The sequence below is a fragment of the Pseudomonas sp. GW821-FHT04D07 genome (genome assembly GCF_059420225.1).
Genome location: NZ_JBWKTH010000043.1, coordinates 1 through 22,025, shown reverse-complemented (window position 1 = coordinate 22,025; position 22,025 = coordinate 1). Strand labels below are relative to the sequence as shown.

Genomic DNA, 22,025 nt, shown 5'->3' with positions numbered 1-22,025 from the left:
GCTCCTTAAGCCTGAACCAGCGGGCCGGGGTTCTTCAGGTACTGCTCGCGGATCGCCCGGGCCGACCAGTAGGTCAGCGCCGCCACCAGGCCGGTGGGGTTGTAGCCCAGACCCTGGGGAAAGGCCGAAGCGCCGGGGACGAAGACATTGTGTACATCCCAGGATTGCAGGTAGCGGTTCAGGGCGCTGGTCTTCGGGTCGCTGCCCATGATCGCGCCGCCGTTGAGGTGGGTGGTCTGGTAGGACGCGGTGTTGAAGTGCTCACCCACCTGCTTGCCCAACAGGGCAATCGACTTGGGGTTCATCGCCTCGGCGACCTTGCTCAGTTTCCCAACCATGAAGCGGTTCATCTTGATGTCGTTTTCCTGCCAGTCGAAGGTCATCCGCAGCAGCGGCAAGCCGTAGGCATCACGGTAAACCGGGTCGAGATCCAGGTAGTTGCCCCGGTAGGACTGGTGCGCACCGTGGGCGTCCATCGACACCTGATGGGTGTAGTAATCCGCCGTGGCACGTTTCCAGGCGCTGCCCCAGGCCGGTGTGCCCGGCGGGTTCGAGGTCCCGGCAATCGGCCGGCTGCCGGCCTGGTTGACCCACATTGGCGAGCCGCCGACAAACCCGTGGGGGCCGTGGTCGAAGTTGTCGGCGTTGAAATCATCGATCGCCACGCCGTTGCCGCCAGCGCCGATAAAATTGTTGGTGTACACATCCTTGTCGAAGAAGGCCTTGATGGTGGCCATGTTCTGGTAGGCGAAGTTCTTGCCCACCACGCCCTCGCCAGTGATCGGGTCGTAGGGCTTGCCGATACCGGACAGCAGCATCAGCCGCACGTTATGGAACTGGAAGGCGCCAAGAATCACCAGGTCGGCCTGTTGCTCCACCTCGCGGCCCTGGGCGTCGACGTAGGTCACCCCGGTGGCCTTGCGCTTGCTGCTGTCGAGATTGACCCGCAGCACGTGGGAATTGGGCCGCAGTTCGAAGTTCGCCACCTGCCGCAGCGCCGGCAGGATGTTCACGTTCGGCGAGGCCTTGGAATACATGTAGCAAACATAACCGCTGCAGAAACCGCAGAAATTGCACGGTCCCATCTGCGCGCCGTAAGGGTTGGTGTAGGGCCCTGAGGTATTCGCCGACGGCAGGTTGTAGGGCTTGTAGCCGACCTCGCTGGCAGCTTTCTGGAACAGCTGTGCGGAATAGGTGTTCTTCTGCGACTCCAGCGGAAAAGGATTGGAGCGATCCGGCGCGTAGGGATTGCCGCCTTTGCCTTGGCCGACCAACTGACCCTTGACGGTCCAGGCCTGGCCCGAGGTGCCGAAGACCTTTTCGGCGTAGTCGAAGAACGGCTCCAGCTCTTCGTAGCTGACGCCGAAGTCCTGGATGGTCATGTCCTTGGGAATGAAGTGTTTGCCGTAGCGCTCTTCGTAGTGACTACGGATGCGCAGCTCGATGGGGTCGACCCGGAAGTGCACACCCGACCAGTGCAGGCCGGCACCGCCCACGCCGTTACCTGGCAGGAACGCACCGAGCTGGCGGTTCGGCAGGGCAACGTCATTGACGCTATGGCGAATGGTGACAGTTTCCTTGGAGATATCCTGGAAGAGTTTTTTACGCACGCTGTAGGTGAGTTCGTCGATCACCTGTGGGTAGTTGCCATCGGGATAGGTGTCCTGCATCGGACCCCGTTCCAGGGCCACGACATTCAGCCCGGCTTCGGTCAGCTCCTTGGCCATGATTGCACCGGTCCAACCGAAACCGACGATCACCGCGTCGACCTTTTTCATTTGAATCGCCATGCTCACGCCCTCTCGCCGCGAATGGAAACAGCCGGGAAGGGGTATTGCTCGTTGCGTTCAACCCAATCCATAAAGTCGGCGCGGGCGCCGGGGAAGCCGATCAGGGTCCAACCGACCAGGCCTTTGTTGCCGCCATGGATCGGATCGCAAAAGAACCCTTCCTTGGTGTTTTGCAGCAGGAAACTGAAGAAAATCTTCGGAGGGACACTGTCGAACGCCGCGTCTCCGGCCTCCAGTTGCTTGAGCAAGGCGTCCTGGGTAGCGCTGTCTTGCTCGGCAAAAGTTGAACCGTGCAGCTTCTTGCACCAGGCCTCCGTGGCGGCGATACCCAGGCGATAGATCTCGCGGGGCACCAATTTGCTTTGCCAACCCATCTCCGCCGACGCGTCGGCGGCGAACGGACCCTGCATGAACCAGAGGGCGCCACTGGCGTAAGGCGTGTTCATTTGCCGGTCGATAAACTCTGGAACTCCGGCTTCCAGGGCCCCCGGCCCTTGGGCGTCGGCCGGAATCAAACGGGCCACCGCGGCATTGAGAAAAGCCCATTCCTCGGTGGTGAAGAAACTCGGCTCGTAATGACCGCTGTTGACCAGCGCCTGGTCGGCGGCCGGCGGCGTTGCTTGCGACGCGGCCTGCAGGACACTGCTGCCCAAGGCGCTGCTCGCCACGCTGACCAGCGGGATCAAGGTCAGGGTTTTGCGCAGGAACTCACGCCGCGGGTTATCTCGATCTTGATCAGACATGGCGGTACCTTACTCATCTTGCACGCACGGATTAATCGGCCACTTCAATTGAGCAACCTGTCTTTTTCGGGCAGCGGTCTCTAGCGAGACACCTCGAATAGAGAACACACCGGCAACCTTTAGTTACAAATGATAGCAGCCTAAGCATCAAGATGAATCGATTCAGCTAAAAATCTCGGCTTTTTGCTGCGCGTATTCCGTGGCTCTCACAAATCTTTGACACTCGACTCACAGGCTTTTGATCCGGAAAATTCAATGCTATAGGGCAATGTCGAGTTCTCTTTTTCCGGGCGCCGTCCACATGTCGATCGTTCGTTGGTTTTCCCTCCTTGGCCTGATCCTCATCAGCGGTTTGGTGTGGCTCGCCGTCCAGGCCGGCGACAATAGCAGCCAACGCCCGCCGCAATGGGCGACCCCAGTGGGCAACCAGTACAACCTCAACCAGATGACCCCGACGCTCTACCGCAGCACCTTGCCGGACAGCAATGCCGTACAGCTCCTGGCCAAGCTGAACATCACCACGGTGATCAACTTCCAACCGGAAGCCGACTCCAGCTGGCTGTCGGCCCCCGAGATCAAGCAAGTGCAACTGCCCTATCGGATCGGCCATGTCGACGACGCCGACGTGTTGACGATTTTGCGGGCGATCAAGGACGCCGAGGACCAGGGTTCGGTGTTGATCCACGACAAGCAGGGCACGGAGCGCACCGGCCTGATGGCGGCGATGTACCGGGTGGTGGTGCAGGGCTGGAGCAAGGAGGAAGCCCTGAGCGAGATGATGATGGGTGGATTTGGCGAAAGCGCGCACTTCAAGGACAGCATCCGCTACATGATGCAGGCGCCAGTCGACAAGTTGCGCGAGGCCCTGGCCAGCGGCGCATGCAGCACCAACCCCTACGCCACCTGCGCGGTGCGCAGCTGGCTCAAGTCCGCCAGTGTCGAGTGATGGCCAAAAATGAGCCGGGCGTGACCCGGCTCAGGCTATAACACGCGGCGGCTACTGGCCGTCGGGCTTCTTCAGCTTCGGATTGGGAAAGAACTGCACGGTCTGGACCTTGTTGTCCTGCGGCGCCTTGACCGCCGCGGTATTGACCCGCGTGCCCAACTCCTTGGGTACCGACAAGCCCTGTTCATTCAGGGTGTCGGCATAACCGCAGGCCACGCACTCACGGTGCGGAACCTCGTCTTCGCTCCACATCATCAGCTTGTCCTGCTCGCTGCACGCTGGGCAGACCGCCCCGGCGATAAAGCGCTTCTTGGTCTTGATCACAGGTGCCTCGCTCATGCCGCGACATCCTCGCTCAAGCCGCTGTGACGCAAGAGTGCGTCAATTGACGGCTCGCGGCCACGGAAGTCGACGAACAACAGCATCGGTTCCTGGGAACCACCACGTGCCAGGATCGCTTCACGGAAAGCCCGCCCGGTCTGCTCATTCAACACACCTTCTTCCTCGAACCGGGAAAAGGCATCGGCCGACAGCACTTCGGCCCATTTGTAGCTGTAGTAGCCCGCCGCGTAACCGCCGGCGAAAATATGCGCAAAGCTGTTGGGGAAACGGTTGTAGGCCGGCGGACGCATCACCGAGACCTCGTCGCGCACACCTTCGAGGACCTGCGCCGCGCTACGGCCATCGCCATGGGTGGCATGCAGTTCGAAGTCGAACAACGAGAATTCCAACTGGCGCACCATCATCAGCCCGGACTGGAAATTCTTCGCCGCGAGCATTTTTTCCAGCAGGTCCTGGGGCAGTGGCTCGCCGCTTTCGTAGTGACCGGAGATCAGCGCCAGGCCTTCAGGCTCCCAGCACCAGTTCTCCATGAACTGGCTCGGTAGCTCCACGGCATCCCAGGCCACGCCGTTGATGCCGGACACGCCGGCATGCTCGATGCGGGTCAGCAGGTGATGCAAGCCATGGCCGAATTCGTGGAACAGGGTGGTGACTTCGTCATGGGTCAGCAAGGCCGGCTTGCCGCTGTCGGCCGGGGCGAAGTTGCACACCAGGTTGGCCACCGGGCTTTGCAGGACGCCATCGACGGTACGCCGACGGTCGCGGGCACCGTCCATCCAGGCACCGCCACGCTTGTTGGCGCGGGCATAGAGGTCAAAGAAGAAGCGCCCGACGTGCTGGCCGTTCTCCTTGATTTCGAACAGCCGGACATCCGGGTGCCAGGTGTCGAAACCGCTCTGTTCGGCAATCTCGATGCCGTACAGGCGCTGGACAATGGCGAACAGCCCGCCGAGCACCTTGTCGATCGGGAAGTAGGCGCGCAGGGCTTCCTGGGAAACGCTGTAGCGTTGTTCACGCAGCTTCTCACCGTAGTAACCGCTGTCCCAGCTTTGCAGCTCGGCGCAGCCTTGCTCGGCGGCGTAGGCCTTGAGTTGCTGCAGGTCCTGGGCGGCAAACGGCTTGCTGCGCTTGGCCAGGTCGCGCAGGAAGGTCAGCACCTGGTCGCTGGAATCGGCCATCTTGGTCGCCAGGCTCAATTCGGCGAAGCTGGCAAAGCCCAGCAATTGAGCAAGCTCCTGGCGCAGGTCGAGGATCTCTTCCATCACCGGGCCGTTGTCGTACTGGCCGGCGTTCGGCCCCTGGTCCGAGGCACGGGTGCAGTAGGCGGCGTACACCTCTTCGCGCAGGGCACGGTCCTGGGCGTAGGTCATCACCGCGTAGTAGCTCGGGAATTCCAGGCTGATCAACCAGCCGTCCAGGCCCTTGGCCTTGGCCGCGGCGGCCATTTGCGCCTTGGAGGAATCGCTCAGGCCGGCCAGGCCAGCCTCGTCGGTGACATGCCGGGTCCAGGCCTGGGTCGCGTCAAGCAACTGGTTGGAGAAGCGGCTGCCCAGTTCGGAAAGCTTGCTCTGCACCTCGGCGTAGCGCTGCTGCTGCTCGGGCGGCAGGTCGATACCCGACAGGCGGAAGTCGCGCAGGGAGTGTTCGAGGATGGTTTTCTGGCCTACATCGAAGCTGGCGGCCTGCGGGCTGTTCGCCAGGGCTTCGAAAGCCTGGAACAGTTCGCGGTTCTGGCCCAGCTCCGTGGAGTAGGCGCTCAAGGCCGGCAGACAGGCCTCGTAGGCTTCGCGCAATTCGGCGCTGTTGCACACCGCATTGAGGTGGCTGACCGGACTCCAGGCGGCGCCCAGGCGATCGTTGAGTTCATCCATCGCCAGGACCAGCCCGGCCCAGGTAGGCTGTTGGCCCTGGGTTGCCAGAATGTCAGCGATGGCCGCGCGGTTGTCCGCCAGGATCTGTTCGATGGCCGGCAGCACGTGTTCGGCGCGGATCGCCGAGAACGGCGGCAGGTCGTAGGACTGCAGAAGAGGGTTATTCACGCTCACGGTTGGCACCTTGGCTGGAAGAAACATACGCCCATCTTAATTACAATCGACGCCGACCGCAGCTATCAACCAAAGAGAGAGCGCCTATCGTGACCCTTCGCACCTATCAGAACCTCACGCCGGCACTCGGTGAACGGACCTTTGTCGACCGTTCGGCGGTAGTGATCGGCGACGTCGAAATCGGCGCCGACAGCTCCATCTGGCCGTTGACCGTGATCCGTGGCGACATGCACCGAATCCGCATCGGCCAACGCACCAGCGTGCAGGACGGCTGCGTGTTGCATATCACCCACGCCGGGCCGTTCAACCCTGAAGGTTTCCCGCTGCTGATCGGCGACGACGTGACCATCGCCCACAAGGTCATGCTGCATGGCTGCACGCTGGGCAGCCGGATTCTGATCGGCATGGGCAGTATCGTCATGGACGGCGCGGTGATCGAGGACGAGGTAATCGTCGGCGCCGGCAGCCTGGTGCCGCCGGGCAAGACCCTGGCAAGCGGTTTTCTCTATATCGGCAGCCCGGTCAAGCAGGCGCGGGCGTTGACAGACAAGGAACGGGCGTTTTTCACCTACAGCGCGGCGAACTACGTGAAGCTCAAGGACCTGCACATGGCCGAAGGTTATCATCAGGCCGTTTGATTGTTTTTTGTACAACCAGGACACGCCATGCATTACCAGACGATTCTCTTCGACCTCGACGGCACCTTGACCGATCCACGCGAGGGCATCACCCGTTCAATCCAGTACGCGCTGGGTAAGCTGGGGATCGACGAGCCGGACCTCGGCAAGCTCGAACACTTTATCGGCCCGCCGTTGTTGCAGGCGTTCATGCAGTTCTACGGTTTTGACGAGGCCAAGGCCTGGGAGGCGGTAAACTTCTACCGGGAGCGCTTCAAGGTCACCGGGCTGTATGAGAACCGGGTGTTCGAAGGGGTCACGCCGCTGCTGGAGCTGTTGGGCGGACAGGGCCGCACCCTGTATATCGCCACGTCCAAGCCCTGGGTGTTTGCCCGGGAGATCGCCCGGCATTTCGATTTTGCCCGGCACTTCAAGGTGATCTACGGCAGCGAGCTGGATGGCACGCGGACCGACAAGGTCGAGCTGATTGCCCACCTGATCGCCGAAGAAGGGCTGGTGCCGAGCGAGACGCTGATGATCGGCGACCGCAAGCACGACCTGATCGGCGCGCAACCCAATGGTTTGGATGCGGCGGCAGTGGGGTATGGGTTTGGCAGTTTCGAGGAGTTGAGCGCGCAGCAGCCGGCTTATCATTTCCAGACCTTGGCTGAGCTGCATCGGGCGTTTGTGTAAGTCGTGAAACCGTGTCGCCTGCATCGCGAGCAAGCTTGCTCCTACAGGATATCGGTCGTCCGCAATTTATTGATACGACACAGACACTGCAGGAGCAAGCTTGCTCGCGATGGCGTCCTTCAGCCAGGCATCAATTGGCGCAACACCGCCTTGCGTTCGTCAACTGGCAGCCCCCCAAGCTTTTCCACCGCACTGAAAAACGCCGGCCAGTCGCCATTGACCTGCTTGAACAACGCCGCAAACGCCGGCACCCATTGGTCATACAATCCAAAGGGCAGCAGCTTGGCGTTATTCAGCGGCGCATTGATCCAGGCGTCATAACGCTTGTCGCCAGCCCACTGACTCGCCTGTATCCGGTGATACTCATCACGCAAACGCTGGAACTCCTGTGCCTTGCGCTCACGCATCTGCTCGACCGGCAACGCCTGCGCATACAGCTGCTGCAAACGCGCCCGCGTCTTCAGTAGCAGCTCGATAAACTGATCCTTCTGCGCCACATCGTTGACCTTGGCCGGCGGCAAGCCCCGCGCCGTCCGCCATTGGCGCGTGCCTTCCTGTTCGACGAAGTTGGCATAGGATTCGTTGAACTCGGTGTCGTCCTTCACATAAAAGCGCTGGTGCGCCAGCTCGTGAAAGATCAGCGTCGCCAGGCGCTCGTCGCCCCAGGTCAGCATCGAACTGATAATCGGATCGTCGAACCAGCCCAGCGTCGAGTAGGCCTCGACCCCACCGATATACACGTCCATGCCCTGCTGTTTTTGCAGCGCCGCTTCACCCCGCGCCGCGCCCTGGTTGTAATAGCCGCGATAGGCCACGCAGCCGGCAATGGGGAAACAGTGCGGTTGCGGGGTCAGGGAAAATTCCGCCGTGGCGAAGACATTCCAGACCACATAAGGGCGTTTGATATCCGCATACAATCGGTAACTGTGGTTATCCGGCAGATGCAGATGCTCGCTGGCGAAGGCTCGCGCCTGCTGGGACTGGGCCAGGTGTTCACGCAGCTTCGGATCCCGGGTCGGATCGGCAATCACCTCGGCCACCGGTTCCCGGGCGCGTAACAGGCTCAACTGGCCGCCGGCCAGTTGGCTATAATAATCGATACTGCTGCAACCACCGAGCAACAGCAGCATGGCAGCGATCGAACCGCGGACCAAGGGCCTGAACATCATGGGTGTCATCCTGCTGGGAGCAGACACAAGACTAGCGTGCGGACCGAACACTTTTCCATGAATGATTCTTGAGGTTACGCGGTTAACCGCAATGCGGCCGTCCCAGCACGAGCTTGACGCCCGGGGGCATCCCGCCGCCCCTGAACGCGGGTATGCTGAGGCTCTGACAGACTGGAAACCATCATGCGCAAGACTCCCCTCGTACTCCTCGCCCTGGCCAGCCTGGGCGGCTGTATCAGTCCGTTACCGGCGGTGAACCCACAAATGGCCTGGGTCGACCTGGACACCCACACCGGCACGGTGATCATGGCCGAAAGTCTGGACAAGCAGCGCCTGCGCGACGGGCGCTTTTTCCAGGTCACCCCGGGCAGCCATGACCTCGTGGCGCGTTTCGATTACGAGGTTTATATCGGCGGCATGGCCATGAACACCGATCCACCGAACCGCCTGTGCTATCTGAGCGTGCACTACGACCACTTCGAAGCCGGCCGGCGTTACCGTCTGGAAGGCATTGCCCTGGGCTTCTACGCCAGCGCACGGCTGTATAACGACAAGGGTGAAGTGGTGGCCGAGCAAAACAACGTGTTCTGCATTACCTAGCGAGTGACCGGTGTGGCCAGGCGTCAGCGGTCGTTCTTCTGGTAGATGATTTTCTTGCTGCCGCCGTCGCAACTGCCCACGACCATGTTCTGGTCGTGGACTTCATCATTGGCGACGATTTCCAGGGTGTAGGAACTGACACCAGCGGCCTGGATCTTGGTTTCGATCTCGGCCTTGAGCTCGTCACAAGGTTTGGTCGCGGCCAAGGCCGAGGTGACCAGCGCGCAACAGAAAATCCCCAGGGCAAAACGTTTCATGGTCGAACTCCTTGACTACGGCAGCGCGTCGCAAGAGCGTACGCGCAAACTCCACACTTTATTCGACCACAATTGCGCCGGCCAAGTTCTGCTCCACCTCACATCCCCGGCGTTTGCCGCAGCCCGGTCAGTGAACCAGGGTCCCGTCGAGGCTGATCTTGGCGTTCAGTACCTTGGACACGGGACAACCTTCCTTGGCCTTTTTGCTCAGTTCATCGAACTGCTGCTGGCTGGCGCCGGGGATTTTCGCCTTGAGAATCAGGTGCACCGCGGTGATCGCAAAACCACCGTCGACCTGGTCCAGGGTCACTTCGGCCTGGGTGTCGATACTGTCGGCCTTGAGACCGGCCTCGCCGAGAATCATCGAAAAGGCCATGGAGAAACACCCCGCGTGGGCGGCACCGATCAGCTCTTCCGGGTTGGTGCCCTTGCCGCCTTCAAAACGGGCCTTGAAACCGTAAGGTGCTTCGCGCAACACCCCGGTTTCCGTGGAAATCGAACCGATACCGGTTTTCAGGTCGCCTGCCCAATGAGCCGATGCTTTCTTCTTGATACTCATAGCTGCCTCCTCAAAAGCCGGCGCGAAGGGTTCACGCCGGGGTCAAAGTTCTGAGGATAGACGCTGTCTCAAAGTTCACTTTGTAAGACCCATCTGAAAAAAATGCAGGTTAAAAACCAGCCACCCCTTGAAACTCGGGTATATGCCCACATTCCTTGGAGACCGGCAGGTTTTTCGACAGCAGACGAAGCCTGCGTACCCCCCTATGGAGTAGCAGGCTTATGAAGCGACTGTCCGATACCAAATTTTCCACCCTCGACCTGGTGCCCGTGCGCCAGGACGGCAGCCCGGGCCAATCGCTGCGCAATTCGCTGGATCTGGCCCGTCATGTGGAGAAGTTCGGCTACAACCGCTTCTGGGTCGCCGAGCACCACAACATGGACGGCATCGCCAGTTCGGCCACCTCCGTGCTGCTGGGTTACCTGGCGGGCGGCACCTCGACCATTCGCGTCGGCTCCGGCGGTGTGATGCTGCCCAACCATGCGCCACTGGTGATCGCCGAACAGTTCGGCACCCTGGAAAGCCTCTACCCCGGCCGTATCGACCTGGGCCTGGGCCGCGCCCCGGGGTCCGACCAGATGACCGCCCGGGCCTTGCGCCGCGAGCGTTCGGGCAGCGCCGACGACTTCCCCGAGGACGTCACTGAGCTGATGGGCTACCTCGGCCCGCGCACGCCGGAACAACGGGTGATCGCCATGCCGGGCACCGGCACCCAGGTGCCGGTCTGGTTGCTCGGCTCGAGCCTGTTCAGTGCCCAACTGGCTGGCGAGCGGGGCTTGCCCTACGCCTTCGCTTCACATTTCGCGCCGCGCTATATGCATGAGGCGATTCGCGTCTACCGCAACCACTTCAAGCCTTCGGCGGTGCTTGACAAACCTTACGTGATGCTCGGCGTGCCATTGGTGGCCGCGGATACCGATGAAAAGGCCGACTACCTGGCGACCTCGGTGTACCAGCGCATCCTCGCCCTGATGCGTGGCCAGAGTCTGGTGCAACGGCCTCCGGTGCAAACCATGGATGGCTTGTGGCTACCCCACGAGAAAGAAGCCGTGGCGAGCTTCCTCGGTCTGGCGATGGTCGGCAGCCCGGCGAAGATCCGCGCCAAGCTGGAGGTGCTGATCGAGCAGACCCAGGCCGATGAACTGATCTTCACCTGTGACCTGTATGAGCATGCCGATCGGCTGCATTCCTACGAGTTGCTGGCGCAGCTTATGAAAGGCTGAGGGCCAGCGACAAAAAAGCCGGCGCCTGGCGCCGGCTTTGATACCCACTCAAGCTTACTTGCGCTTGTAGACGATTTCCTTTTTACCCGCATCGCAGCTGCCAATGACCTTGCCATCGGCGCCGGTATTGCCGGCCTTGTCGACGACCTGCAGCGAGTAACCATGGACGCCCTTGGCTTCAAGCTTGTCCTTGATGTCCTTCTCTACCGCGTCGCATGGTTTGCCCGCCGCAAGGGCGGTTCCCGCCAGACTCAACAACGCTACCGCCAGCACAAGCTTTTTCATCGATCATATTCCCTGGTCAGATCAAAAAAAGTGCGTCGGCTGTTAGGCGACGCACCTGGGGCTATTTAGCGCCCTCTGTATAGCAATCAATATGGCAGTCGGCCAGCCTATAAGTTCAAAAGGCCAGCATTTGTTCAGCTATTGGCGATTCTGAAGCCCACTTTCAGCGTCACCTGAAAGTGCGCGGCCTTGTTGTCCTTGATATGCCCACGGGTATCGAGCACCTCGAACCACTCCAGGTGCTTGATGCTTTTACCGGCTTCGGCCAGGGCGTTGTTGATCGCGTCTTCGATGCTGGTGGGGGAAGAACCTACCAGTTCGATTTTCTTGTAGGTGTGATGGTCGCTCATGCTGTTCTCCTAAGTCCCGAGGGCGGTTCAGAGAGCCTAGCAGTGATTTTTCCCACAGCTCGCATCGAGTGACCCCGGGAGGCGGCGCAGATTTTTTGCACTTTCACACCGCGCTGAAGTCCCAATCTACACACGCCACTCAACTGCGGGAGAATGCCGATATGGCCAGCAACTCACTACGCAAAGCTTCATTGCAAAGCATGGAAGCCGAAATCGAGAGCCTGCTCAAGTCCCTCGAAAGCCTCAAGGATGACGCCTCGGACGAGTCGCGCAAGACCCTCAAGGCGCTCCGCAGCAATGCCGAGAATGCGCTGAAACACTCGCGGCACCTGCTCAGCGATGCCTATGAAGAGGTCAAGGTCAGAACCCGTGAAACCGGGATCGCGACCCGGGACTACGCCCAGGAGCATCCGTGGACAACCGCTGGTATCGCGGTGGGTGCCTTGGGGTTGCTGGCGGCTTACCTGCTGTGCACACGCCGGGACTAAGTGCCGTGCTCCAACTCGGTCTTGAGCCATTGGGCCAACTGTTGGGCACGTCCGTCCGCGGCACGCCGAGGCAACCATAACGCCAGCCGCCCCGGGGTTTCATTGAAGCCCCAGGGCGCCACCAGGCGACCGGCGCGCAAATCGTCCGCCACCAGCGGCTGCGGCGCGATCGCCACGCCCAACCCGGCCACCGCCGCTTCGAGCAGGTAGTACAGATGCTCGAAACCCTGCCCGTATTTCAACTCCGTCACATCGATGCCGTTCTGCCGCGCCCAACTGGGCCAGGCCTGCGGTCGCGAAGTGGTGTGCAACAACGGCTCGCCCACCAGCCCCCGGGCCGACGCCCGCAGCAAGGACTCGTAACGGCTGAAGTGCGGGCTCATGACCGGCCCGATGCGCTCGCTGGCCAGCTCAACGACCTGCATATCCGCCGGCCATGGCGGCTCGGCGAACAGTAGCAGGGCATCGAGCCCCGGCTTGCGTGGATCGAGATCGCCTTCACCCGCCGACAGGTGCAGGCGCAAGTCAGGCAGATCGGCATTCAGTCGTCCCAGTCGCGGAATAAACCAGCGCGCCAGCAAACTCCCGGAACAGCCCAGTACAAAAGGCGCATCCGCCGTGCTCTGGGTCAGCTCGGCGCAGACCGCCCGCAGCCGCTCGAATGCCTCGAAACTGGCGTCACGCAGGCGTATCCCCGCATCTGTGAGTTTCAGGCCGCGGCCGTCCTTGACGAACAGACTCAGGCCCAGGTGTTCCTCGAGCACTTTCAATTGCCGGCTGACCGCCCCATGGGTCACATGCAGCTGTTCGGCCGCCTGACTGACGCTGTTCAAGCGGGCGGTGGCCTCGAAGGCGCGCAAGGCATTGAGCGGGGGAAGGTCGCGGCTCATGGTATCTGTGAGTTTTCCTGACAGGTTACGCCGATCTTATCGGTTTTCATCCGCGCCTGTCATGGTTAGAGTGAACCCCATCGAACCTTCAATCGTCCACCTGGAGCCTCCCATGACCCAGTCCAACCTGCGCAACGGCCCCGACGCCAACGGCCTGTTCGGCGCATTCGGCGGCCGCTACGTGGCCGAAACCCTGATGCCGCTGATCCTCGACCTGAACCGCGAATACGAAGCCGCCAAGATCGATCCCGCGTTCATCAAGGAACTGGCCTACTTCCAGCGCGACTACGTCGGTCGTCCGAGCCCACTGTACTTCGCCGAACGCCTGACCGAGCACTGCGGCGGCGCGAAGATCTACCTCAAGCGCGAGGAGCTGAACCACACCGGCGCGCACAAGATCAACAACTGCATCGGCCAGATCCTGCTGGCGCGGCGCATGGGCAAGAAACGCATCATCGCCGAGACCGGTGCCGGCATGCACGGCGTGGCCACCGCCACCGTGGCTGCGCGCTTCGGCCTCGATTGCGTGATCTACATGGGCACCACCGACATCGAGCGCCAGCAGGCCAACGTGTTCCGCATGAAACTGCTGGGCGCGGAAGTGATTCCAGTGGTTGCCGGGACCGGCACCCTGAAAGACGCGATGAACGAAGCCCTGCGCGACTGGGTCACCAACGTCGACAGCACCTTCTACCTGATCGGCACCGTCGCCGGTCCACACCCGTACCCGGCCATGGTCCGCGACTTCCAGTCGGTGATCGGCAAGGAAACCCGCGAGCAGCTGCAAGCCCAGGAAGGGCGCCTGCCCGACAGCCTGGTGGCGTGCATCGGCGGCGGCTCCAACGCCATGGGCCTGTTCCACCCGTTCCTTGATGACACCAGCGTCGAAATCATCGGCGTCGAAGCGGCCGGCCACGGTATCGAGACCGGCAAGCACGCCGCCAGCCTGAACGGCGGCGTCCCGGGTGTACTGCACGGCAACCGGACCTTCCTGCTGCAGGACGACGACGGCCAGATCATCGACGCCCACTCGATTTCCGCCGGCCTCGATTACCCCGGCATCGGCCCGGAACACGCCTGGTTGCACGATATCGGCCGCGTCCAGTACACCTCGATCACCGATCATGAAGCCCTGGCCGCGTTCCACCAGTGCTGCCGCCTCGAAGGCATCATCCCGGCCCTGGAAAGCGCCCACGCCCTGGCCGAAGTGTTCAAGCGCGCGCCGACCCTGCCCAAGGATCACCTGATGGTGGTCAACCTGTCCGGTCGCGGCGACAAGGACATGCAAACCGTCATGCACCACATGCAACAGTCCCAGCAGGAGAAACACTGATGAGCCGCCTGCAAACCCGCTTTGCCGAGCTGAAACAACAGAACCGCGCCGCCCTGGTGACCTTTGTCACCGCTGGCGACCCGGGTTATGACACCTCCCTGGCAATCCTCAAGGGCTTGCCCAAGGCCGGTGCCGATGTGATCGAACTGGGCATGCCCTTCACCGATCCGATGGCCGACGGCCCGGCAATCCAACTGGCGAACATCCGCGCCCTGGCCGCCAAGCAGAACCTGGCGAAAACCCTGCAGATGGTTCGCGAGTTCCGCGCCGAGAACAATGAAACCCCGTTGGTGCTGATGGGTTACTTCAACCCGATCCACCACTACGGCGTGCCACGCTTCATCGCCGATGCCAAGGCCGCCGGTGTCGACGGCCTGATCGTGGTCGACCTGCCACCGGAACATAACGGCGAGCTGTGCGACCCGGCCCAGGCCGCCGGCCTGGACTTTATCCGCCTGACCACCCCGACCACCGACGACGTCCGTCTACCCACCGTGCTCAACGGCAGCTCCGGCTTCGTCTACTACGTGTCGGTGGCCGGCGTGACCGGTGCCGGCTCGGCGACCCTGGAACACGTCGAAGAGGCGGTGGCTCGCCTGCGTCGCCACACCGATCTGCCGATCAGCATCGGTTTCGGTATCCGCACACCGGAGCAGGCCGCGGCCATCGCCCGGCTGGCGGACGGCGTGGTGGTCGGCTCGGCGCTGATCGATCATATCGCCAACGCCACCAGCGATGAGCAGGCCATCGATGGCGTGCTGAGCCTGTGCGCGGCCCTCGCCGAAGGCGTACGGACCGCGCGCTAAGCCACACGGCACGACACCAGGGGATCCACGGCCACGGCCCTGGGTCCCTTTTTTCATGGGCGCGAACCTGAGCGTTTATTGACAGAACCGCGCTGTCAAAGGGGTAATCATTTCATTCTCTTTCCGGGAAATACCGGCAAGAGACGGCCGCGCAGGAGCGCTGGATCGTTACCGATGAAAATGGATGCCCCTATGACACTCGCTATCGCCCGTACCTTCCTCGACCACCTGTCCGTCACTGAAAGCCCTCGCCCAAAGCGGCTCAGATCGGTGACTTCCCAGCCCCGCCAAACCCCACCACCGCGACAAAACCTGTCCAGCCTGTTCGCGTTCGAACCCCTGGCCCCCAGCACCGCGAAACTGGCTTCGCAGAGCGGCGTCCCGGCAAGAACCGCTGGCGCAGCGGCAAACGACGCCTCCTTGCGCGAACGTCTTGAAGCCCTGCGGCATGGCCTGAGCGAACAGCATGATCGCTGGAGATAGCACCGGCGCCGGACAAAGGTAAAGTTCCTGATACAAAGGAATCTAAACGCCACCATACGGACTAATAGAGCAAGACCCGGGGGTTTGAAGCCAAGCCTTCACCCCTATTCGATGTATTGCCTGTGTGGTGAGGAATGCCCCCGATGAAAATGCCCAAACGCCTGATGGCCGGTCTTGGCCTGTTGATACTCAGCACCAGCCCCCTGCTGCATGCCGAAGACCAGTGGCGCGGCGAAGATCATGATCGCGGTGGCTACGACCAACGGGACCGGGGTGACAACAGAGGCCAAGGCAGGGAACATGACGAGCGCAATGCGCACCGTCCGCCCCAGGATTTCGGCCGGGTCCGCCAGATGATTCATGAAGACCGCGAACATTTCGGCCGTGGCGCGCCACCACCACCGGGCTACCGTCTGGTGCGCGGCCAACCGCTGCCACGCGGCTACGAAGGCGAACGCCTGGACGACCGGGCGCTGTCGCGCCTGCCGATGTACGAGGGTTACGAATGGCGGCGCATGGGCGATGACGTGGTCTTGATCACCATCGGCACCGGGATCGTCTACGAGATTCTCGACGGCGTGCTGAACTGACCGCTTGAGGCGCTAGGCGAAGATCGACAGATCCAATGGCCTGACCGCTCCCATCCAGATCCCGTGATCGCGATGGTCGGCCAGGTCATCGCCGGTCAGGGGATGCAGGAACACCACCAGCCCCTTGCGGTTCAGCGCCAGCCACGGCAGGACCACACCAACGTATTGCGCCTCGAACGCCAGCTGGCAACTCCAGTCCGGATGCGGCCCCACCGGGCGCTGGTGCATCCGTCCCATCCTCAGCGGAAAAGTCGTCGCCGCCAGTTCACACAGCTCACGGGCCTGCTCCAGGGTCGAAGCATCGAAATAGATGTGGGCGTGGTAGCCCTTGATACGTTGCATGCCGCTCTCGTTCGTTCAGCGTCCGTTAATGACCTAACGCTACACCGCAATCGAGGGCAAGCCCAGCCCCACCAGCGATTGCGCACTGTTGGCCTGCTCGGCCATCAACCAGTCAAAGAAGCGCTGGATCAGCGCCCCACGCCGTTTACGCTGAGGCAACACCACGTAATAACCAAAGGTGGAAATCACCGTCTGGCTGATCGGCCGGCATAACAAGCCCTGCTCCAACAGGTTATCCACCAGGTGGCGCCAGCCGATGGCCACGCCCTGGCCGCCAATCGCCGCCTGGATCAACAAGGTGTAGTTGTCGAAGCGCAATTGCCCCGGAGCCGGTGCGGCGGTGAGCCCCAGTTCGCGAAAAACCCCACTCCAATCGAACCAGTGGCTGCTGTTTTCGCCCTTGAGGTGCAGCAAGGGAAACTCCAGCAAAGCCTCTGTGGGTAGCGGCAACTCCCGACCCTTGAGCAATTGCGGGCTGCACACCGGAAACACTTCCTCGCTGAACAGCCAATGGCTCTCGCCCTGCTTGAAACGGCCCTTGCCGAACAACACCGCCACATCGATGTCGGTGCGCAGCATGTTGTGGCTGCGCTCGCTGGTCACCAGGCTGACATCGACCTGTGGATTGGCCGCGTGGAAGCGATGCAGGCGCGGCATCAACCAATAGGCGGCAAAGGCAAAGTCAGTGGCGACCTGCAGCACCTCGTGCTGACGCTGGGCGGTGACCGCGCTCAAACCACTGTCGATGCTCTGCAGACCGACCTGCACCTGCTCGAACAGAATCGAGCCGGCCTCGGTCAACTCGATGCCGCGGTAGATGCGGTCGAACAGGCGGGTGGTCAACTGCTCTTCCAGGCGCTTGATCTGCTGGCTGATGGCCGGCTGGGTAGTGCCCAACTCCACCGCGGCGGCGGTAAAACTGTGATGACGGGCCGCCGCTTCGAAGGCCCGGAGCAGATCGAGGGACAGGTCACCCAGCGCTTCATACATAAGCTGCACTTATCCTAGTCATTGTTTTGCAGGGGCTTTACCACAGATTCCGTGGGCCACATGCTGAATCACAGCACTATCGCATAACAATTCACTATGGAATGCCGCGATTACATGAAGCGCAAGAACATTCTCTTCATCATGGCCGATCAAATGGCCGCACCCCTGTTGCCGCTCTACGGTGCATCGCCGATCAAGCTTCCGAACCTGAGCCGTCTGGCCGCCGAAGGCGTGGTCTTCGATGCCGCCTACTGCAACAGCCCGCTCTGCGCGCCGTCGCGCTTCACCCTCGTCAGTGGCCAGTTGCCGAGCAAGATCGGCGCTTACGACAACGCCGCCGATTTCCCCGCCGACGTACCGACCTATGCCCACTATCTGCGGCGCCTCGGCTATCGCACCGCGCTGTCGGGCAAGATGCACTTCTGCGGGCCGGACCAGTTGCATGGCTATGAAGAGCGCCTGACCAGCGATATCTACCCGGCGGACTACGGCTGGGCGGTGAACTGGGATGAGCCCGATGTGCGGCCCAGCTGGTACCACAACATGTCCTCGGTGCTGCAGGCCGGTCCTTGCGTGCGCACCAACCAGCTGGATTTCGATGAAGAGGTGGTCTTCAAGGCGCAACAATACCTGTTCGACCATGTGCGCGAAGACGGCAACCAGCCGTTCTGCCTGACCGTGTCCATGACCCACCCCCACGATCCCTACACCATTCCCAAGGCCTTCTGGGACCTGTATCGCGACGAAGACATTCCGTTGCCGCAGACCCCGGCCCAGGACAGTCTCGATCCGCATTCCCAGCGGTTGCTCAAGGTCTATGACCTGTGGGACAAGCCGCTGCCTGTGGAGAAGATCCGCGACGCGCGCCGGGCCTACTTCGGCGCGTGCAGCTATATCGACAGCAACGTCGGCAAACTCCTGCAAACCCTGGAGGAAACCGGCCTGGCCGAGGACACGGTGATCGTGTTCTCCGGCGACCACGGCGACATGCTCGGCGAGCGCGGCCTCTGGTACAAAATGCACTGGTTCGAAATGTCCGCGCGGGTACCGCTGCTGATCAGCGCGCCGGGGCAGTTTGCCGCCGGCCGCGTCAGCGCGGCCGTCTCCACCGCCGACCTGCTACCGACCCTGGTGGAACTGGCCGGTGGCACCTTGCAGGCCGAACTGCCGCTGGACGGGCGCTCGCTGGTCCCACACCTGAAGGGCGAGGGCGGCCACGACGAAGTGTTCGGCGAATACATGGCCGAAGGCACCATCAGCCCGCTGATGATGATTCGCCGTGGAGCCTACAAATTTATCTACAGCGAAGACGACCCCTGCCTGCTCTTCGATGTCCACAACGACCCCCATGAGGAGGAAGAACTCAGCCAGTCAGTGCCGCATCAAGCACTCTTCAACGACTTCCTGGCCGAAGCCCGGGCGAAATGGAACATCCCGGCGATCCACCAACAGGTGCTCGCCAGTCAGCGGCGGCGGCGTTTCGTCGCCAGCGCGCTGAGCCAAGGAAAGCTGAAGAGCTGGGATCACCAGCCACTGGTGGATGCCAGTCAGCAATACATGCGCAACCATATCGACCTCGACGATCTGGAACGCAAAGCACGTTATCCACAACCCTGCCAAAACCAATAACGAACGTAAGGGGAAGGCGATGAAGAAGTTATCCACAGCACTGACGGCCGGTTTGCTGGCCATGAGCTGCCTGAGTGCTTATGCCGAGCAGAGCTGCGACACGGTAAAAATGGCCGATCCGGGCTGGAGCGATATCGCCGCGACCAACGCCATCACCAGCTTGCTGCTTGATGGCCTGGGCTACAAGGCCAAGGTCGACACCCTGGCGGTGCCGATCACCTATGGCGGTCTCAAGGACGGCCAGGTGGATGTGTTCCTTGGCAACTGGATGCCTGCGCAGCAGGGTTTCTACGACAAATTCCTGGCCAACGGCGATGTCACGCAACTGACGAAGAACCTCGACGGCACCGAGTTCACCCTGGCGGTCCCGGATTATGTCTGGGACGCGGGCGTGCATAACTTTGCCGACCTGAACAAGTTCGCCGACAAGTTCGACAAGAAGCTCTATGGTATCGGCTCCGGCGCGCCGGCCAATGCCTCGCTGGCGGATATCATCAAGAAGAACGAGTTCGACCTGGGCCAGTGGAAACTGGTGGAGTCCAGCGAGCAGGCGATGTTGGCCGAAGTAGCTCGTTCGGTGAAGAAGCAGAAGTTCGTGGTCTTCCTCGGCTGGACCCCGCACCCGATGAACGTGCAGATGAAAATGCATTACCTCAAGGGCGGCGAGAAATACTTCGGTGATACCGGCAGCGTCTATACCGTGACCCGCAAGGGTTATGCACAGGCCTGTCCGAACGTCGGCAAATTGCTGAGCAACCTGAGCTTCACCCAGGACATGGAAAACAGCATCATGGCCGAGGTGGCGAACAAGAAGCTGAGCAATGCCGATGCGGCCAAGGCCTGGATCAAGGCCAACCCGGCGGTGCTGGATAAATGGCTGGACGGGGTGAAGACCGTGGATGGCCAGGATGGGTTGCCGGCGGTTAAAGCCAAGCTCTAAAGAGCAATACACAACCTGAGGTGTAGGAGCCGGCTTGCTGGCGATGGCGTCCGCAAGGGCAGCGCAAGGCTCAAGGGCCTCATCGCCAGCAAGCTGGCTCCTACAAGGTTCGGCGCATGACGATAGTATTGCGGCGGAACCGGGATCTGTGGGAGCCGGCTCCTACAAGGTCAGTGCTTCACCGCGAAAATTTCGGATATACCCCTCACCCTGACGCCGACTCATCCGACCGAGAGACCCATGGGCTGGACCAACCGCCACAAATTCCTGCCATTTCTCAGCTGGCTGCCGCGGCAAACCCGCGCCAGCGTCAGTCGTGACCTGATCGTCGGCCTGAGCGGGGCGATCCTGGCCTTGCCACAATCGGTCGCCTACGCGCTGATTGCCGGCCTGCCCCCCGAATACGGCCTGTACGCAGCCATCGTCCCGGTGCTGATCGCCTGTCTCTGGGGCTCGTCCTGGCACCTGATCTGCGGACCCACGGCGGCCATCTCGATTGTCCTGTTCGCCAGCGTCAGCCCCCTGGCGGTGCCCGGCAGCCAGGACTACATCACACTGATCCTGTTGCTGACCTGTATCGCCGGGATCTTCCAGTGGTTGCTGGGGATGCTGCGTTTCGGTGCTCTGGTGAATTTCGTCTCACATTCGGTGGTGCTGGGTTTCACCCTGGGCGCCGCCGTGGTCATCGCCCTCGGGCAACTGCCAAACCTGCTGGGGCTCGATATCCCCAACCAGGCCACCGCCCTGAACAGCCTGCTGCAACTGGGCCAGCACCTCGGCGAACTGGACAAACCCTCGCTGCTGCTGGGCCTGGGGACGCTGATCCTCGGTCTCGCGCTCAAATCCTGGCTGCCGCGCTGGCCAACCCTGTTGATCACCCTGGTCCTGGCCAGCACGCTGGTCTGGTTGTGTCCGGGCCTATTCGGGCATGTGCAACGGGTCAAGGGCTTTATCGGCCGGTTGCCGCCGTTCAGCGCCTTGCCGCTGGACCTGGAAACCATCCTGCGCCTGCTGCCCAGCGCCGTCGCGGTGGGCATGCTCGGGCTGGTGACCAGCCTGTCGATAGCCCGCTCGTTGTCCGCACGTTCGCAGCAATTGCTCGATGCCAACCAGGAAGTCCGCGCCCAGGGCCTGTCGAATATCGTCGGCAGTCTGTTTTCCGGCTACCTCTCGGCCGGCTCGTTCACCCGCGCCGCACTGAGTTACGAAGCCGGGGCCTGCTCACCGCTGGCCGGGGTGTTTTCCGCGCTCTGGGTGGCACTGTTCGCCGTAACCGGCTCGGCGCTGATCGCGCATATCCCGATCCCGGCGATGGCCGGCAGTATCCTGCTGATCAGTTGGGGATTGGTCGACCGGCGCGGCATCCGCGCGTTATTCCGGGTCAGTCACGCCGAGTTCGCGGTAATGGCCATGACCTGCGTGGCAACTTTGCTGCTGGAGTTGCAGACGGCGATTTATGCCGGGGTGCTGGCCTCGCTGTTTTTCTACCTGAAGCGCACCTCGCAGCCGCGGGTCCAGCATTGGCGCGATGGCGACGAGGATGTGCTGCGGGTCGGCGGATCGATCTTTTTCGGCGCCAGCCATTACCTGCAAGTGCAGTTGCAACGGTTGCACGGGGTGAAGGTGGTGATCGAGGCGCAGCAGATCAACTTCATCGATTACTCGGGGGTTGAAATGCTCCACCAGGAAGCCCGGCGGTTGATACGCGAAGGCCGCAGCCTGACCCTGAGGCGGGCGCGGGCGCCGGTGGTGGAAGAGCTGGTCAAGCTCGAGGGTGTGGATAAGTGCCCGATCCTGTTTGAGGATTGAGGCCCCTGACAGCAACGAAGCTTTCAGTGGTGGATGGGCTTGTGTGGGAGCGGAGCTTGCCCGCGAAGGCGCCCTCAAAGACGCCAAAAGCTTCGCGGGCAAGCTC

24 protein-coding genes are annotated in these 22,025 nt (G+C 61.8%); 12 read left to right on the top strand and 12 right to left on the bottom strand.

Going from position 1 to position 22,025, the window contains the following annotated elements:
* Nucleotides 1-5 precede the first annotated feature (5 nt).
* Both AC07T0_RS30035 and AC07T0_RS30030 read right to left on the bottom strand, forming a co-directional pair.
* A complete protein-coding gene (locus tag AC07T0_RS30035; protein WP_495004589.1) occupies nucleotides 6-1,790 on the bottom strand; it encodes a GMC family oxidoreductase in 1,785 nt (594 codons plus the stop codon).
* Between the two features lie 2 nt (nucleotides 1,791-1,792).
* A complete protein-coding gene (locus AC07T0_RS30030) occupies nucleotides 1,793-2,533 on the bottom strand; it encodes a gluconate 2-dehydrogenase subunit 3 family protein (protein WP_495004588.1) in 741 nt (246 codons plus the stop codon).
* A 301-nt stretch (nucleotides 2,534-2,834) separates the two neighbouring features.
* On the opposite strand from AC07T0_RS30030, the gene AC07T0_RS30025 reads away from it, so the two are divergent.
* The gene (locus tag AC07T0_RS30025; RefSeq protein ID WP_495004587.1) at nucleotides 2,835-3,479 is read left to right on the top strand and encodes a phosphatase domain-containing protein; all 645 of its coding nucleotides are present in this window, start codon (nucleotides 2,835-2,837) and stop codon (nucleotides 3,477-3,479) included.
* Nucleotides 3,480-3,530: 51 nt separating this feature from the next.
* Here AC07T0_RS30025 and AC07T0_RS30020 read toward each other — a convergent pair whose 3' ends face one another.
* Together AC07T0_RS30020 and prlC are read right to left on the bottom strand one after the other, a co-directional pair.
* Nucleotides 3,531-3,818 (bottom strand): YheV family putative zinc ribbon protein, encoded by a 288-nt coding sequence (locus tag AC07T0_RS30020; protein ID WP_495004586.1) that lies wholly within the window; start codon nucleotides 3,816-3,818, stop codon nucleotides 3,531-3,533.
* Nucleotides 3,815-5,893: an oligopeptidase A gene (gene prlC / locus AC07T0_RS30015; RefSeq protein WP_495004585.1), complete on the bottom strand. Its 2,079-nt coding sequence runs from the start codon at nucleotides 5,891-5,893 to the stop codon at nucleotides 3,815-3,817. The genes AC07T0_RS30020 and prlC overlap by 4 nt, the downstream gene beginning before the upstream one ends.
* A gap of 62 nt (nucleotides 5,894-5,955) precedes the next feature.
* Here prlC and AC07T0_RS30010 point away from each other — a divergent pair, with 62 nt between their 5' ends.
* Complete coding sequence (locus AC07T0_RS30010; RefSeq protein WP_495004584.1) at nucleotides 5,956-6,504, top strand: gamma carbonic anhydrase family protein; 549 nt, start codon at nucleotides 5,956-5,958, stop codon at nucleotides 6,502-6,504.
* A gap of 27 nt (nucleotides 6,505-6,531) precedes the next feature.
* On the top strand, nucleotides 6,532-7,176 hold the full coding sequence (locus AC07T0_RS30005; RefSeq protein WP_495004583.1) for an HAD family hydrolase: 645 nt from the start codon (nucleotides 6,532-6,534) through the stop codon (nucleotides 7,174-7,176).
* A 119-nt stretch (nucleotides 7,177-7,295) separates the two neighbouring features.
* Here the strand turns inward: AC07T0_RS30005 and AC07T0_RS30000 are convergent, their stop codons facing one another.
* The gene (locus tag AC07T0_RS30000) at nucleotides 7,296-8,345 is read right to left on the bottom strand and encodes an aminopeptidase (RefSeq protein WP_495004582.1); all 1,050 of its coding nucleotides are present in this window, start codon (nucleotides 8,343-8,345) and stop codon (nucleotides 7,296-7,298) included.
* 183 nt (nucleotides 8,346-8,528) lie between these two features.
* Between AC07T0_RS30000 and AC07T0_RS29995 the strand changes: the two genes are divergently transcribed.
* Nucleotides 8,529-8,945: a PA0061/PA0062 family lipoprotein gene (locus AC07T0_RS29995; protein ID WP_495004581.1), complete on the top strand. Its 417-nt coding sequence runs from the start codon at nucleotides 8,529-8,531 to the stop codon at nucleotides 8,943-8,945.
* Nucleotides 8,946-8,968: 23 nt separating this feature from the next.
* Here AC07T0_RS29995 and AC07T0_RS29990 read toward each other — a convergent pair whose 3' ends face one another.
* A complete protein-coding gene (locus tag AC07T0_RS29990; RefSeq protein ID WP_495004580.1) occupies nucleotides 8,969-9,202 on the bottom strand; it encodes a DUF1161 domain-containing protein in 234 nt (77 codons plus the stop codon).
* Between the two features lie 127 nt (nucleotides 9,203-9,329).
* The gene (locus AC07T0_RS29985) at nucleotides 9,330-9,761 is read right to left on the bottom strand and encodes an OsmC family protein (RefSeq protein WP_495004579.1); all 432 of its coding nucleotides are present in this window, start codon (nucleotides 9,759-9,761) and stop codon (nucleotides 9,330-9,332) included.
* Between the two features lie 221 nt (nucleotides 9,762-9,982).
* Here AC07T0_RS29985 and AC07T0_RS29980 point away from each other — a divergent pair, with 221 nt between their 5' ends.
* Nucleotides 9,983-10,984 (top strand): LLM class flavin-dependent oxidoreductase, encoded by a 1,002-nt coding sequence (locus tag AC07T0_RS29980; protein WP_495004578.1) that lies wholly within the window; start codon nucleotides 9,983-9,985, stop codon nucleotides 10,982-10,984.
* A gap of 54 nt (nucleotides 10,985-11,038) precedes the next feature.
* Here the strand turns inward: AC07T0_RS29980 and AC07T0_RS29975 are convergent, their stop codons facing one another.
* The gene (locus tag AC07T0_RS29975; RefSeq protein WP_495004577.1) at nucleotides 11,039-11,269 is read right to left on the bottom strand and encodes a DUF1161 domain-containing protein; all 231 of its coding nucleotides are present in this window, start codon (nucleotides 11,267-11,269) and stop codon (nucleotides 11,039-11,041) included.
* Between the two features lie 134 nt (nucleotides 11,270-11,403).
* On the bottom strand, nucleotides 11,404-11,619 hold the full coding sequence (locus AC07T0_RS29970) for a dodecin (RefSeq protein WP_100939968.1): 216 nt from the start codon (nucleotides 11,617-11,619) through the stop codon (nucleotides 11,404-11,406).
* Nucleotides 11,620-11,780: 161 nt separating this feature from the next.
* Here AC07T0_RS29970 and AC07T0_RS29965 point away from each other — a divergent pair, with 161 nt between their 5' ends.
* A complete protein-coding gene (locus AC07T0_RS29965) occupies nucleotides 11,781-12,107 on the top strand; it encodes an ElaB/YgaM/YqjD family protein (protein ID WP_495004576.1) in 327 nt (108 codons plus the stop codon).
* Here the strand turns inward: AC07T0_RS29965 and AC07T0_RS29960 are convergent.
* Nucleotides 12,104-12,997: a LysR family transcriptional regulator gene (locus AC07T0_RS29960; protein ID WP_495004575.1), complete on the bottom strand. Its 894-nt coding sequence runs from the start codon at nucleotides 12,995-12,997 to the stop codon at nucleotides 12,104-12,106. The genes AC07T0_RS29965 and AC07T0_RS29960 overlap by 4 nt on opposite strands.
* A gap of 112 nt (nucleotides 12,998-13,109) precedes the next feature.
* On the opposite strand from AC07T0_RS29960, the gene trpB reads away from it, so the two are divergent.
* The 3 genes from trpB to AC07T0_RS29945 all read left to right on the top strand — a co-directional run bounded on the left by trpB (nucleotide 13,110) and on the right by AC07T0_RS29945 (nucleotide 16,209).
* A complete protein-coding gene (gene trpB, locus AC07T0_RS29955) occupies nucleotides 13,110-14,330 on the top strand; it encodes a tryptophan synthase subunit beta (RefSeq protein WP_495004574.1) in 1,221 nt (406 codons plus the stop codon).
* Nucleotides 14,330-15,136 carry a tryptophan synthase subunit alpha gene (gene trpA / locus AC07T0_RS29950; protein WP_495004573.1) on the top strand — a complete coding sequence of 269 codons (807 nt, stop codon included), beginning with the start codon at nucleotides 14,330-14,332 and terminating at the stop codon, nucleotides 15,134-15,136. Before trpB ends, trpA begins: the two co-directional genes overlap by 1 nt.
* A gap of 626 nt (nucleotides 15,137-15,762) precedes the next feature.
* On the top strand, nucleotides 15,763-16,209 hold the full coding sequence (locus tag AC07T0_RS29945; RefSeq protein WP_495004572.1) for an anti-virulence regulator CigR family protein: 447 nt from the start codon (nucleotides 15,763-15,765) through the stop codon (nucleotides 16,207-16,209).
* A 12-nt stretch (nucleotides 16,210-16,221) separates the two neighbouring features.
* Here the strand turns inward: AC07T0_RS29945 and AC07T0_RS29940 are convergent, their stop codons facing one another.
* Nucleotides 16,222-16,551, bottom strand: coding sequence for a DOPA 4,5-dioxygenase family protein (locus AC07T0_RS29940; RefSeq protein ID WP_495004571.1), 330 nt, complete (start codon nucleotides 16,549-16,551; stop codon nucleotides 16,222-16,224).
* Nucleotides 16,552-16,590: 39 nt separating this feature from the next.
* Nucleotides 16,591-17,541: a choline sulfate utilization transcriptional regulator gene (locus AC07T0_RS29935; RefSeq protein ID WP_495004570.1), complete on the bottom strand. Its 951-nt coding sequence runs from the start codon at nucleotides 17,539-17,541 to the stop codon at nucleotides 16,591-16,593.
* A 114-nt stretch (nucleotides 17,542-17,655) separates the two neighbouring features.
* Here AC07T0_RS29935 and betC point away from each other — a divergent pair, with 114 nt between their 5' ends.
* From betC to AC07T0_RS29920, 3 genes are all read left to right on the top strand, one after another.
* On the top strand, nucleotides 17,656-19,170 hold the full coding sequence (gene betC, locus AC07T0_RS29930) for a choline-sulfatase (RefSeq protein ID WP_495004569.1): 1,515 nt from the start codon (nucleotides 17,656-17,658) through the stop codon (nucleotides 19,168-19,170).
* A 19-nt stretch (nucleotides 19,171-19,189) separates the two neighbouring features.
* A complete protein-coding gene (locus tag AC07T0_RS29925) occupies nucleotides 19,190-20,110 on the top strand; it encodes a choline ABC transporter substrate-binding protein (RefSeq protein ID WP_495004568.1) in 921 nt (306 codons plus the stop codon).
* A 240-nt stretch (nucleotides 20,111-20,350) separates the two neighbouring features.
* Complete coding sequence (locus AC07T0_RS29920; protein WP_495004567.1) at nucleotides 20,351-21,919, top strand: SulP family inorganic anion transporter; 1,569 nt, start codon at nucleotides 20,351-20,353, stop codon at nucleotides 21,917-21,919.
* Nucleotides 21,920-22,025 lie beyond the last annotated feature (106 nt).